This is a genomic window from Streptomyces sp. NRRL WC-3626, assembly GCF_000718785.1.
In the GTDB taxonomy this organism is placed as follows: Bacteria; Actinomycetota; Actinomycetes; order Streptomycetales; family Streptomycetaceae; genus Streptomyces; species Streptomyces edwardsiae.
On the sequence record NZ_JOCA01000001.1, the window covers coordinates 111,083 to 123,685 of the forward strand.

Below are 12,603 nucleotides of genomic sequence, written 5' to 3' on the forward strand. Positions count from 1 at the left end.
GGCTCAGGGCACCGTGCGGGAGACGACGTACACCCTCGGATAGCCCGGCTTGTCATGGTTGACGACGATGTCGTGCGTGGGCGCCGGGTCCTTCTGCTGGTGGACGAGGCCGGACCAGGTGCCGGGTCCGGCCAGCGTCCAGCCGGAGACGTCGCGGTCGCGCTCGCTGATGGTGATGTCGTCGCGCCTCAGTTCGCTCTGCTGCACGCCGAGGCTGGTGAGGAAGGCGCTCAGGCCCGCGTCGGTGGTCTCGAACTCGACGTAGAGGCGGCTGGTCTTCCAGTTGTTGGTCTCGTACGAGGCCACCCACCACGCGGGGTGCGGTACGGGTACCTGGTAGAGGCGGCGCTGCACCTTCGACGGCCAGCCCTCGGTGAGGCCGGTCGCGGAGTACTTGGCCTCCTTGTCCTTGCCGCTGGCCCGGCTCTGGTTCGCGGAGATCATCAGATACCCGGCCGGGACACCGATGAGCAGCACGATGATCAGCAGGGTGAGCGCCCTGCGGCGGATCATGTGCCGCCGGTCCTCGGCCGGGCGGGGCTCGCCCGGAAGGCCCGGCTGCCGGGGGGACTCGCCGCTCACAGCGACTCCGGGGTGCCGCGGCGGGCCTCCGCGAACCGTTCGTAGCGCTCGTAGCGCTCGACCCGGCGGCGCTTGGCGCGGCGGAAGCGGCGGGCGACCAGCCGGGCGAGGTCGGCGGCGCCGACCATGCCGGCCTCGGGGCCGAGCTGGGCCCGGACGATATGGGCCTCCGGGCGGTAGCCGCGGCCGGTGAGATGCCGTTTGAAGGCGTCCCGCGCGGGGCCGATCAGCAGGTCGTCGGCGGCGGAGACGCCACCGCCGATGACGAAGCAGGAGGGGTCGAGGGCGGCGGCGAGGTTGGCGATGCCGACGCCGAGCCACTGGCCGATGTCCTGGAGCAGCTCGATGCACATGGCGTCGCCCTCGCGGGCCAGCTCGGTGATCATCGGGCCGCTGATGTCGGCGATGTTGCCTTTGACGTGCTCGATGATGCCGTAGGCGACCGGTGAGTCGGCGGCGGCCAGCTCGCGTGCCTCGCGGACCAGCGCGTTGCCGGAGCTGTACTGCTCCCAGCAGCCGCGGTTGCCGCAGGGGCAGCGGTGGCCGCCCGGGACGACCTGCATATGGCCGAACTCGCCGGCCACCCCGTACTTGCCGCGCTTGACCTGCCCGTCCTCCAGGATCGCGCCGCCGATGCCGGTGCCGAGCGTGATCATGACGAGGTGGTCCTCGCCGCGCCCGGCACCGAAGCGCCACTCGGCCCAGGCGGCGGAATTGGCGTCGTTGTCCACGAGGACGGGGACGGCGAGACGGCCGGCGAGGCGGTCGCGGAGCGGCTCGTTGCGCCAGGACAGGTGGGGGGCGAACAGGACGCGGTTGCGGTCCGCGTCGACCCAGCCGGCCGCGCCGATGCCGACGGCGTGCACGTCGTGGCGGTCGGAGAGGTCCAGTACCAGTTCGACGATGGTGTCCTCGACGACTTTGGGGCTCTTGGACTTGTCCGGGGTCTCCGTGCGCAGCCGTTCCAGGATGTTGCCGTCGGCGTCGACGACGCCCGCCATCACCTTGGTGCCGCCGATGTCGATGCCGACCGTCGGGACGCGGGGCGCCGTCAGGTGGGAGCGGCGCTCCCGGGTTCCGACGGTTCTCAGGACCGGGGCGCGCCGGGAGCCGATGGGGGCGGTGAAGTCGCGGTAGGTGCTCATCGTGTGCGATTGTGCCGCACCGGTGCGGTGGTTGTGGTGCGGGGCAGGTGGGGGGTGGTGCGGATCATTGCCGGATGCGGGTGGGTTCGGGGTGTCGCGCAGTTCCCCGCGCCCCTGGGGTGGCGGCGGCGCGCTGTCCGGTGCGGGTGCGTGGGGGTTGACCGCGCAGTTCCCCGCGCCCCTCGGGCCGGTGCGGGTGGGTGGAGTTCCCCGCGCCCTGGGGGCGCGGGGAACTGCGCGACGGGGGTCTGGGGGCGGAGCCCCCGGGGTCGGGACGGGAAGGGGCGGCGGGGGCGAGGAAACGTCCGGACCCTGCCCCCGGATACAGGGGTTTCTCATATTGTCCGGACATTACGGCTTCAGGGACGTACCAAGAGTTGGAACTCGAAGGAATACCGCGTGGGCCGGTAGGTGTGGGTGCCGAATTCGACGGCCCGGCCCGTGTCGTCGAAGGTGACGCGTTGCATGGTGAGCAGGGGGGCGCCGGGTTCCTCGCCGAGGCGTGCGGCCTCGTCGGCCGTGGCCGCGCGGGCGCCGATCGTCTGGCGGGCGCTGTGCAGGGTGATCCCGGCGGCCCGCATCAGCCGGTACAGGCCGGTGGCCTCCAGCTGGGCGGTGTCGAGGTCGAGCAGGCCGGGCGGCAGGTAGTTGCACAGGTACGCCATCGGCTCGCCGTGGGTGAGCCGTAGTCGTTCGATCCGGTGCAGTTCGCTGTTCTCGGCCACCCCGAGCGCGGCCGCGACCTCGGCGGACGCGGTGACGACGGTGTTGACGAGGACCTGCGTGGCGGGACGCTGCCCGGCCGTCTCCAGGTCGTCGTAGAGGCTGCTGAGCTCCAGGGGACGCTTCACCTTGCTGTGCACCACCTGGGTGCCGACCCCGCGGCGGCGCACCAGCAGCCCCTTGTCGACCAGGGACTGGATGGCCTGACGGACGGTCGGCCGGGACAGACCGAGCCGCGCGGCGAGCTCGATCTCGTTGCCCAGCAGGGTGCCCGGGGTCAGCGCGCCGTGCTCGATGGCGGACTCCAGCTGTTGGGACAGCTGGTAGTACAACGGCACGGGGGAACCCCGGTCGACGCTCAGCTCCAGCTGTACGGTCGGGTCCACTTCTGGTTTCGGCACGCGCCGAGCGTAGCCCCGCGCGGTGTTGACGGGAAGTTGTGTCGTTCGATTGTCCGGACATACGGATTGACAGGGAGCGGCGCGGGCCCCACTTTGATTCCATGCGCATCGGGGTCATCGGTACGGGCCGTATCGGCACCATTCACGCCCACACACTCAGCAGGCACCGCGACGTCGGGTCCCTGATCGTCACGGACGTCGATCCGGCGCGGGCCCAGGCCCTGGCGCTGCGGCTCGGCGAGACGGCGGCACCCGGGGTGGACGAGATCTACACCTGGGGTGTGGACGCCGTGGTGATCACGGCGGCCACGTCCGCCCACGCCGATCTGATCGGCCGGGCGGCACGCGCGGGGCTGCCGGTGTTCTGCGAGAAGCCCATCGCCCTCGACCTCACGGGGACGTTACAGGCGATCACGGAGGTGGAGACGGCCGGGACCGTTCTGCAGATGGGGTTCCAGCGGCGCTTCGACGCCGGGTACAAGGGCGCGCGGGACGCGGTGCGCTCGGGCAGGCTGGGGCGGCTGCACACCGTACGGGCGATGAGCAGTGACGCGGAGCCGCCGCCGGCCGGGTACCTGGCGCAGTCCGGCGGGCTGTACCGGGACACCCTGATCCATGACTTCGACATCCTGCGCTGGGTGACCGGCCGGGAGATCACCGAGGTGTACGCGGCCGGGTCCGACGCCGGTCCGGCGATGTTCCGCGAGCTGGGCGACGTGGACACCGGCGCGGCGCTCCTCACCCTCGACGACGGCACGCTCGCCACGGTGACGGCGACCCGGCTGAACGGTGCCGGCTACGACGTCCGTATGGAGCTCGCCGGGGAGCGGGACCAGATCGTCGTGGGCCTGGACGACCGTACGCCGATCGCGTCCACCGAGCCGACCGGGCCGCCGGCCGCGGACAAGCCGTGGACGGGGTTCCTGGAGCGGTTCGGGCCCGCGTACGAGGCCGAACTGATCGAGTTCGTGGAGGTGGTGCGGGGCGAGCGGGCCAACCCGTGTGACGGGCGGGAGGCCCTTCAGGCGCTGCTGGTCGCGGAGGCCTGCGAGCTGTCCCGGCGGGAGCGCAGGCCGGTCCGGCCGACGGAACTGATGAGCGGGGCGACGGCGGCGTACACCTGAGATCAGTGGTCGCCGGGCTCCTCCAGGAGGCCCGCGTCGTGGGCGAGCAGGGCGATCTGGACGCGGTTGTTGAGATCGAGCTTGGCCAGGATGCGGGACACGTGGGTCTTGACGGTGGCGACGCTCATGTACAGCTCGGCCGCGATGTCGGCGTTGGCCAGGCCCCGGCCGACCGCGACGGCGACCTCGCGTTCGCGCTCGTTGAGGCCGGCGACGCGGGCACGCGCGCGGGAGCGGCGCGTGTCGGCGGAGGTGCCGGCCGCGTGCGCCATCAACTGCCGGGTGACCGTCGGCGACAGCACCGGGTCACCGGCCGCGACCCGGCGCACCGCGGCGACGATCTCGGCGGGCGGGGTGTCCTTGAGGACGAATCCGGCGGCCCCCGCGCGGAGCGCGCGCAGCACCTGCTCGTCTGCGTGGAAGGTGGTCAGCACCACGACCTGCGGGGCGTCCTCGCGCGAGCGCAGCGCCTCGGTGGCGGTGAGGCCGTCCACCGTCGGCATCCGGATGTCCATGAGGACGACGTCCGGGCGGGTGCGGTCGACGAGCGTCGCGACCTCACCGCCGTCGGCGGCCTCACCGACGATCTCGATGTCGTCCGCGCCGCCCAGCATGAAGGACAGCCCGGCCCGCACCAGCGGGTCGTCGTCGACGAGGAGCACTCTGATCGCAGTCATGGCCCGTACGTAATCACGGCCGGGCGGGACGGCGACAGACGGAACGGCCGATCCCGGTTCACCTCCACGGCAGCCGCGCCCGTACCTCGAACCCGCCGTCGGACGCGGGCCCGTGCTCCAGGGTCCCGCCCGCCAGGGTCGCGCGTTCGGTGAGCCCGATCAGGCCCTGTCCGGCACCGGGCACATGCGGTACGTCCCCCTCCGGGGCGGGGTTGCGCACGCTCACGGTGAGGCCCTGCCCCGGTCCGCCGGTGACCGACACGGTGACCTCGGTGCCCGGCGCGTGCTTACGGGCGTTGGTCAGACCCTCCTGGGCGATCCGGTAGGCCGTGCGGCCCACGGAGGCGGGGACACCGGCCGGGTCGGTGACGCACTGGTCCAGGGTGACCTTCATACCGGCCTGCCGGGACTCGGCGACCAGGGTGTCGAGCGCCGCGAGCGTCGGCTGCGGGCGGCCGGCCTCGTCGGACTCGCCGGCCCGCAGTACGCCGATGATCTCCCGCAGGTCCTGCAGCGCCTCGTGCGCGCTCTCCCGGATGACACCGGCCGCCCGCGCGACCTCCTCGCGCGGGGCGTCGGGCCGGAACTCGAGGGCGCCCGCGTGCACGCTCAACAGCGTCAGCCGGTGCGCGAGCACGTCGTGCATCTCCCGCGCGATGGCCTCCCGCGCGAGCCGCTGCGCCTGCTCGGCCCGCAGCCGCGCCTCGGTCTCGGCCCGCCGCGCCCGGTCCCGCAGGCTCAGCATCAGCTGCCGCTTGGACCGTACGAACATGCCCCAGCCGACGGTCGCGGCCGTCAGCACGACGAACAGGACGAGCACGGCGAGGTACGGCAGATCCGGGTCCGGGCGCCACCAGAAGTAGAGCGGCACCAGAACCGTCTGCGCGCCGCCCACCCAGGCCACGTACCGGAACGGCCGGTGCACGGCGAGCGTGAACAGGGCGATGATCGCCACGCCGCCGGAGGTCTCCGAGACGAAACTGACCGGCACCATCACGGCGGCCAGGGCGAACGGCCAGCGGCGGCGCAGCCAGACCGCGGCGCAGGACAGCGCGCCGAGCACCTGGTCGGTGACGGCCAGCGCGTGCGGGATGCTCTGGCTGTCGTTCAGCGTCTCGGCGCCCAGCAGGCCCAGCAGGACGGCGAACAGGAAGCAGGCGAAGTCGACGACCCAGTCGCGCACGGTGCGCCGGGGCCTGCGCCCGGAGCGGGTCGAGTCGGGGTCGAGTTCGTGGATGAGGGCGGACGGGAAGAACCATCGGCGCCCCGTGAACACCGGGGCGGTCTGTTCCGCCTTGTCACCAGTCACGGTCGACAAATCTACGCACGGGGCGGGCGCCGGGACCGCCTCGCGGCCGGGATCCCCTACCAAAGTCGGCGTACCGCAGACTTTCGGCGTGCGGCCCGCGCGGGAGCGCCCTCTTTCGTCGGGAGGGGCTCGCCCCGCGGCCGATGCGGGTGGGGGGTCCGCGGGGCGAGAGTCGGTGGCATGAAGCAACTGCTGGAGGTTCTGGGGTTCCTCGCCCTGGTGCAGGGGGTGGCGGGTCTGGTGACCGAGTTCACCGACTGGGACTGGGGGTTCGTGCAACGGCTCGGATTCCTCGACGGCTACGAGGTGTACGCGAGCATCGCCCTGCTGGTGCTGAGCGGTGCCCTGTTCGCCGCCGCGGAGAGCCGGAAGTCCGGCTGACCGCCGGCCCCCGGCGTCAGCAGGTGTGGTCGACCAGGTCGAACGACGCGTAGTGGTCGGCGGTGTAGTAGTCCTCCTGGTTCCGCTCACCGGTCACGATGCGGCGGGCGCCACGGGTGGGGGAACCGGGCGTGATCACCGTGTACTCGTGGTAGTAGCCGGCGGACCGGCCGGGGAGGATGCCCTCACGGTTCTGGAAGACGGTCCCGTCCTGTTCGAACGGGTAGGGGCCGCCCTGCTCGATCAGGTCGAGGGTGTCGTGCGCCTCGGCGGGCAGGTCGCCGTAGCAGACGTCGCCGACCGCGAGGACGGCCGACGCGGAGGCGACGGGGGTGACGGGGGCGGCGTGGGCCGTCGTCGCGGTGACGGTGCCGCCCAGGAGGAGGGTGGACAGGAGCGCGGCTGCGGCGCCGGTCCGGGCCGCGCGCGAAGAGATTCGTGGGGGGAATCGCATGGCCCCATGATGACGCGCGTAGACCATGGCATGTCAATGTCAAGCGTGGGGATGTTGCCGTCGGGTCCGGTGGGTGTCCCGTGACGGCGTCCGTCTCCTAGAGCTCGTACTCGCCGTACGTGGGGCGGCCCGCGAAGTCGTACGACTGGACGGAGACGCCCTTGCTCGTGGTCTCGCCGCCGGTGTGCCGGAAGGCGGTCGGCGTCGACCCCTCGGGGAACAGCCGGCGTCCGGCGCCGAGGACGACGGGGTACGTCAGCAGGTGGAGGGTGTCCACCAGGTCGAGCGCGAACAGGGACCGGGCGAGGTCGCCGCTGCCGTGCACCTGGAGTTCGCCGTCGGTGCGCTCCTTGAGGGCGGTGACCTCCTTGGCCAGGTTGCTGCCGATGACGGTGGTGTTGGCCCACGCGGGATTGTCGAGGGTGGTGGAGGCGACGTACTTCGGCAGTGTGTTGAGTTTGCCGGCGACGGGGTCGGCGGGGTCGGTCGCCTTCGGCCAGGACGCGGCGAAGATGTCGTACGTACGACGGCCGAGGAGGAAGGCGTCCACACGGGAGAACACCCCGTCCACGAACCGGCCGAAGTCGTCGTCGAGGTAGGGAACGCTCCAGCCTCCTTGGTCGAAACCGTCCCGGGTGTCCTCCTGGGGACCGCCGGGGCCTTGGTAGACGCCGTCGAGACTGACGAAGGTGAGGACCACGAGCTTGCCCATCGGGGGGCCTGCCTTTCGGTGTGCGGGGTGATGTGACGTCATGAGTTCAGACGCCGGCGGGGGCCGCAACTCATCGGTGGGCGTCAGGTCGACGTCCGTTCGCCGCCAGCGTGCGGGGCGGGCGGGCGCTGGGATGGGGACATGACGAACGTTGAGAAGAGCACCCTGTCCGGCAAGGTGGCGCTGGTGACCGGCGGCAGCCGCGGTATCGGCGCGGCGACGGCGCTGCGGCTCGCGCGGGAGGGCGCGGATGTCGCGGTGACCTATGTGAACGGCAAGGACGCGGCCGAGGAGGTCGTCCGCGCGGTGGAGGCGACGGGGCGCCGCGCGGTGGCCCTGCGGGCGGACTCCGGTGACGCGGAGGAGGCGGCGGGGGCGGTGGACGCCGCCGTACGGACGCTGGGCGGGCTCGATGTGCTGGTGAACAACGCGGGTGTGGGTGTGCTGGGGCCTCTGGAGTCGCTGTCCCCGGCAGATGTCGACCGGGTGCTCGCGGTGAATGTGCGCGGGGTGTTCCTGGCGTCGCGGGCGGCGGCCGCGCGGATGTCCGACGGGGGCCGGATCATCACGATCGGTACGTGCATGACACAGCGGGTGCCGGGGCCGGGCGGGACGCTGTACGCGATGAGCAAGTCGGCGCTGGTGGGGCTGACGAAGGCGCTGGCGCGGGAGCTGGGCGGGCGGGGGATCACGGCGAACATCGTGCATCCGGGGCCGATCGACACGGACATGAATCCCGCGGACGGGCCGTACGCGGCGGGACAGACGGCACTGACGGCGCTGGGGCGCTTCGGGACGGCGGAGGAGGTGGCGGAGACGGTCACCCACCTGGCGGGCGCGGCGTATGTGACGGGGGCGGAGGTCTCGGTGGACGGGGGGCACGCGGCGTGAGCGTGGCACGTCGGCGGTTCCGCCGCCCGAGCGGGCAGTGACCCCCGCAGCCCGCCTAGCTGCGGGCAGTCGTGCCGCTGGGGCGGCACGGGTGGGCGCAGCGGCACCCCCTCCAGCGGGGCGAGCGCACCCCCACCCCCGCCCAGCAACTGCCCGGGGTGACGGCTGAGCGGGGGGACATCGCGCGGCCCGGCGCTCACGGGGTGCCGTCGCGCCCACCCGTGCCGCCCTGCGGCACGACTGCCCGCGGACCGGCGGGAGCGGCGGACCGGCGGGGTGGGGGGCGTGGCCGGGGCTACTGGCTCGTCAACGTGCCGAAGAGGTGGAGGCGGGTGATTCCGCCGTCGGGGTGGATGTCCACGCGGGCGTGGGTGGCCACCGCCGGGGCCGGGAGGACGAAGCGGTGGTTCGTGTCGGGCTGCAGGCGAGTGAGCGGGAGGATGTCCCGCCACTCCGCCGCATCTCCGTCCTTCACCGACACCGACGCCCACCCCGCGCTGTTGCCCTTCAGGTACGCCGTGTCGATCTCCAGGGCGACGATGCGCGACCGCCCGGCCAGCCGGTACCGGATCCAGTCATGGCCCCGGTCCCGGCGCCGCCGGGTCTCCCACCCGTCGTCCATCTTCTGGGCACGGCCCGGCCGGATCGTGTTCACGGCCGGTGAGTAGAACCGGTCGGAGGCATCCTCCACCCGGCCCCCGTTCTCCAGGGCCACCACATCGAAGGTTCCGAGCGCCCTCAGCCAGGCCAGGTCCGGGACGACCTCGCCGTACACCCGCAACCGGGCGATACCCCCGTCCGGATACTGCCTCAGCCGCAGATGGGTGAAGCGCTCCTCGCACGTGACGGCGAAGCCGTTGGCCGCGTGGCCCCCGACCGCCGTGCGCGGAACGAGCGTCGTCCACTTCACCTCGTCCGAGAGCAGCTCCTCCGGGGACGGGACGGCGTCCACCGACGTGCCCTCGACGGAGACTGCCTGCGGGTGATTGCCACGGAAGTGCGCGGTGTCCACGACGATCCCCCGCACCACCCCGGCCGCACCGAGCCGGATCAGCGCCCAGTCGTGGTCCCCGTCCGCCGGCCACGGGTGCTCCGCGGACGCACCGCGCCGCCGCCGTGTCTCCCAGCCGTCCATGATCTTGCCCTTGTGGCCGAAGCGCCCGGGTTCGAACTCGGCGCGCTCCGGCAGCAGGAGGTTCTCGCGCTGGGCGAAGAACTCGTCGTCGGCGGCGACGACCCCGGCGCCGAGCCGCCGGTCGGCGAGGTCGGCAAGGCCGCTGAAGGGAAAGTCGGCGGTGCGGTAATCCGCGTACGGGTCACCGCCGTTGTAGGGGCGCGCGTCGCCGGTGAAGCTCTCGATCGCCGTCACGGTGATCCGGTCCTGCCTTTCGGGTGTCACGGGGAGCGGGTGAGAATTCGGCCCTTCGGTTCGGTGAACTCGCCGCCGTGGAAGACGCGTTCGCCGCGCAGCCAGGTGGACTTGACGACGCCGTACAGGGTCCGCCCCGCGTACGCCGTCACATGGTTGCGGTGCTGGAGGGCCGCCGGGTCGACGGTGAAGGCCGCGTCGGGGGCGAGGACGGCGAAGTCGGCGTCACGGCCGGGCGCGATGGCGCCCTTACGGTCGTCGAGTCCGGCGAGTCCGGCCGTGCGCGTCGCCATCCAGCGCACCACGTCCTCCAGGCCGTACCCCCGTCCGCGGGCCTCGGTCCAGACGGCCGGCAGGCTGAGCTGGAGGCCGGAGATGCCGCCCCAGGCGGTCGCGAAGTCACCCGTCTTGAGGTCGGCGGTGCACGGGGAGTGGTCGGTGACGACGCAGTCGATGGTGCCGTCCGCCAGCGCCTGCCAGAGGAGGTCCTGGTTGGCGGCCTCGCGGATCGGCGGGCAGCACTTGAACTCACAGGCGCCGTCCGGGACCTCCTCCGCGGTGAGGGTGAGGTAGTGGGGACAGGTCTCGGCCGTGACGCGTACGCCCTCCGCCCTGGCCGCCGCGATCAGGGGCAGCGCGTCGCAGGACGAGAGGTGCAGGACGTGCACGCGCGCCCCCAGTCGTCCCGCCCGGGCGACCAGGTGCGCGACGGCCGTGTCCTCGGCGTCGCGCGGCCGGGAGGCGAGGAAGTCGGCGTATTTGGGGCCGCCCTGCCGCGGGGCGGCGGCGAGACGGTGCGGGTCCTCGGCGTGCACGACGAGCAGCCCGTCGAAGGCGGCGATCTCCGCGAGGGACCGGGCCAGTTGCTCCTGGTCGAGCGGCGGGAACTCGTCCACGCCCGACGGTGACAGGAACGCCTTGAAGCCGAAGACGCCCGCCTCGTGCAGCGGACGCAGGTCCTTGACGTTGCCGGGCAGGGCTCCGCCCCAGAAGCCGACGTCGATATGCGCCTGGCCCGCGGCGACCCGCCGCTTGGTGTGCAGGTGGTCGACGGTGGTGGCGGGCGGGAGGGAGTTGAGCGGCATGTCGATCAGCGTGGTGATGCCGCCGGCCGCCGCCGCGCGGGTGGCGCTCCAGAAGCCCTCCCATTCGGTGCGGCCGGGGTCGTTGACGTGCACGTGGGTGTCGACCAGGCCGGGCAGCAGGACGTCGTCGCCGAGGTCCTCCAGGCGGGTCCCGTCGGGGACGGGGGCGTCGTACGGCAGTACGGCGGTGATGACGCCGTCGGCGACCGTGACGGACGCGGCGCGCGTTCCCCCGGGGGTGACGACGCGCGCCGAGCGCAGGACCAGTTCGGCCACCCGGAGCCTCCTGACTTCCGCAGGATGGAATTCAACGTTCTGTTGAAGGAGTCTTCACCGGCACTTCCGGCCCGTCAAGGGAGGGTTCCCCCGCGGCACGGATCGACGAACCCTCTGGACTGTTCCACAAAGCGGAATTATGATTCCGACAGGCAGAATCAAGCCACCCGCGACCGGGCGGCCGCCCACAACCGCCGGGTAGGCTTCTGCCCTCCCGCCAGGCCTCGAAAGGAACGCGCCGTGCCGACGTCCAGCGCCAGCACCACCGACTCCGCCCGTTCCGCCGCCGGCGGCGGTGTGCAGTCCCTCGAGCGGGCCTTCGATCTGCTGGAGCGGATGGCGGACGCGGGCGGCGAGGTCGGGCTGAGCGAGTTGTCCGCGAGCAGCGGGCTGCCGCTGCCGACCATCCACCGTCTGATGCGCACGCTCGTCTCCTGCGGCTATGTACGCCAGCAGCCCAACCGCCGCTACGCGCTGGGCCCCCGGCTGATCCGGCTCGGCGAGTCCGCCTCCCGGCTGCTCGGCACCTGGGCGCGGCCGTATCTGGCCCGCCTGGTGGAGGAGACCGGCGAGACGGCGAACATGGCGCTGCTCGACGGGGACGAGGTCGTGTACGTGGCGCAGGTGCCGTCGAAGCACTCCATGCGGATGTTCACCGAGGTCGGCCGGCGCGTCCTGCCGCACTCCACGGGCGTGGGCAAGGCCCTCCTCGCCGGTTTCCCGCCGGAGGAGGTACGGGCCCTGCTCGGCCGTACCGGCATGCCCGCCGCGACGGAGAAGACCATCACCACGCCGGACGGCTTCCTCGCCGCGCTGGAGGACGTACGCCGTCTCGGCTATGCGATGGACGACAACGAGCAGGAGATCGGCGTCCGTTGTCTCGCCGTGCCGGTGCCGGACTCCCCCACGGCGGCCGCGATCTCCATCTCGGGCCCGGCGGGGCGGGTCACGGAGTCGGCGAAAGAGCGGATCGTGCCGGTGCTCCAGCAGGTCGCGGTGGAACTCTCCGAGGCGCTCAGCACCGCCGCCGGCGGCTGAGAGGGGTGCGCGTCAGGCGCGTGGCGACGGGCCGAACAGGTCCACCGCCTCGCGCAGTTCACGGACGCCCTCCCCCAGCGCGCTCACCGAGCCGATCGCGCCCGCGACCAGCAGCAGCGAGCGCCGCAGCCGGGGGATGTCGGGATCGCCGCCGGCGGCCAGGCCGGCCAGCGCGGCCAGTTCCTCCTCGGCGATGCTCCGGTCCCGGAACTCCCCGGGATGGGCGGCGAGTTGACGGCGTAACCGGGACACGGCGGAACGCAGCTCCATGACCCTCGGGTCCACCTGACTGCCGGGCACACGCCTCTGCTCCACGCTGCGCAACACAGTCCTCCCCCTGGCACGTCGTGCCTCCCCAGCCGGTCGCGGTACCCGCCGACCGGTCGCGCCAGTAAACGCCACCCCGGCCCGGTTGCGCCAGTCCGCTGCGTCATCG

General features: G+C 72.6%; 14 protein-coding genes. 4 read left to right on the plus strand and 10 right to left on the minus strand.

Annotated elements, in window-relative coordinates; genetic code table 11:
* Positions 1–3 precede the first annotated feature (3 nt).
* The 3 genes from IF28_RS0100475 to IF28_RS0100485 form a co-directional block, all read right to left on the minus strand.
* A complete protein-coding gene (locus IF28_RS0100475) occupies positions 4–582 on the minus strand; it encodes a hypothetical protein (protein WP_030212040.1) in 579 nt (192 codons plus the stop codon).
* The gene (locus IF28_RS0100480; protein ID WP_030212052.1) at positions 579–1,727 is read right to left on the minus strand and encodes an ROK family glucokinase; all 1,149 of its coding nucleotides are present in this window, start codon (positions 1,725–1,727) and stop codon (positions 579–581) included. Before IF28_RS0100480 ends, IF28_RS0100475 begins: the two co-directional genes overlap by 4 nt.
* Before the next feature lie 359 nt (positions 1,728–2,086).
* Complete coding sequence (locus IF28_RS0100485; RefSeq protein WP_030212055.1) at positions 2,087–2,836, minus strand: GntR family transcriptional regulator; 750 nt, start codon at positions 2,834–2,836, stop codon at positions 2,087–2,089.
* A 116-nt stretch (positions 2,837–2,952) separates the two neighbouring features.
* Between IF28_RS0100485 and IF28_RS0100490 the strand changes: the two genes are divergently transcribed.
* A complete protein-coding gene (locus IF28_RS0100490; RefSeq protein WP_030212059.1) occupies positions 2,953–3,975 on the plus strand; it encodes a Gfo/Idh/MocA family oxidoreductase in 1,023 nt (340 codons plus the stop codon).
* Between the two features lie 2 nt (positions 3,976–3,977).
* Here IF28_RS0100490 and IF28_RS0100495 read toward each other — a convergent pair whose 3' ends face one another.
* Together IF28_RS0100495 and IF28_RS0100500 are read right to left on the minus strand one after the other, a co-directional pair.
* Positions 3,978–4,652: a response regulator gene (locus IF28_RS0100495; protein WP_030212060.1), complete on the minus strand. Its 675-nt coding sequence runs from the start codon at positions 4,650–4,652 to the stop codon at positions 3,978–3,980.
* Positions 4,653–4,710: 58 nt separating this feature from the next.
* A complete protein-coding gene (locus IF28_RS0100500; protein WP_037892348.1) occupies positions 4,711–5,961 on the minus strand; it encodes a sensor histidine kinase in 1,251 nt (416 codons plus the stop codon).
* A gap of 180 nt (positions 5,962–6,141) precedes the next feature.
* Here IF28_RS0100500 and IF28_RS0100505 point away from each other — a divergent pair, with 180 nt between their 5' ends.
* Entirely contained in the window at positions 6,142–6,342 is a 201-nt protein-coding gene (locus tag IF28_RS0100505; RefSeq protein WP_030212066.1) for a hypothetical protein, read from the plus strand.
* 16 nt (positions 6,343–6,358) lie between these two features.
* Here IF28_RS0100505 and IF28_RS0100510 read toward each other — a convergent pair whose 3' ends face one another.
* Complete coding sequence (locus IF28_RS0100510; RefSeq protein WP_030212070.1) at positions 6,359–6,796, minus strand: ribonuclease domain-containing protein; 438 nt, start codon at positions 6,794–6,796, stop codon at positions 6,359–6,361.
* A gap of 97 nt (positions 6,797–6,893) precedes the next feature.
* A complete protein-coding gene (locus IF28_RS0100515) occupies positions 6,894–7,508 on the minus strand; it encodes a dihydrofolate reductase family protein (RefSeq protein ID WP_030212073.1) in 615 nt (204 codons plus the stop codon).
* A 141-nt stretch (positions 7,509–7,649) separates the two neighbouring features.
* Between IF28_RS0100515 and IF28_RS0100520 the strand changes: the two genes are divergently transcribed.
* Positions 7,650–8,399: an SDR family oxidoreductase gene (locus IF28_RS0100520; protein ID WP_030212076.1), complete on the plus strand. Its 750-nt coding sequence runs from the start codon at positions 7,650–7,652 to the stop codon at positions 8,397–8,399.
* 295 nt (positions 8,400–8,694) lie between these two features.
* Here the strand turns inward: IF28_RS0100520 and alc are convergent, their stop codons facing one another.
* Both alc and allB read right to left on the minus strand, forming a co-directional pair.
* Entirely contained in the window at positions 8,695–9,768 is a 1,074-nt protein-coding gene (gene alc / locus IF28_RS0100525; protein WP_051713585.1) for an allantoicase, read from the minus strand.
* Positions 9,769–9,794: 26 nt separating this feature from the next.
* Positions 9,795–11,129, minus strand: coding sequence for an allantoinase AllB (allB, locus tag IF28_RS0100530; protein ID WP_030212081.1), 1,335 nt, complete (start codon positions 11,127–11,129; stop codon positions 9,795–9,797).
* A 240-nt stretch (positions 11,130–11,369) separates the two neighbouring features.
* Here allB and IF28_RS0100535 point away from each other — a divergent pair, with 240 nt between their 5' ends.
* Positions 11,370–12,167, plus strand: coding sequence for an IclR family transcriptional regulator (locus IF28_RS0100535; RefSeq protein WP_030212082.1), 798 nt, complete (start codon positions 11,370–11,372; stop codon positions 12,165–12,167).
* 12 nt (positions 12,168–12,179) lie between these two features.
* Here IF28_RS0100535 and IF28_RS0100540 read toward each other — a convergent pair whose 3' ends face one another.
* Positions 12,180–12,494, minus strand: coding sequence for a DUF5955 family protein (locus IF28_RS0100540; protein WP_078620788.1), 315 nt, complete (start codon positions 12,492–12,494; stop codon positions 12,180–12,182).
* Positions 12,495–12,603: the final 109 nt, after the last annotated feature.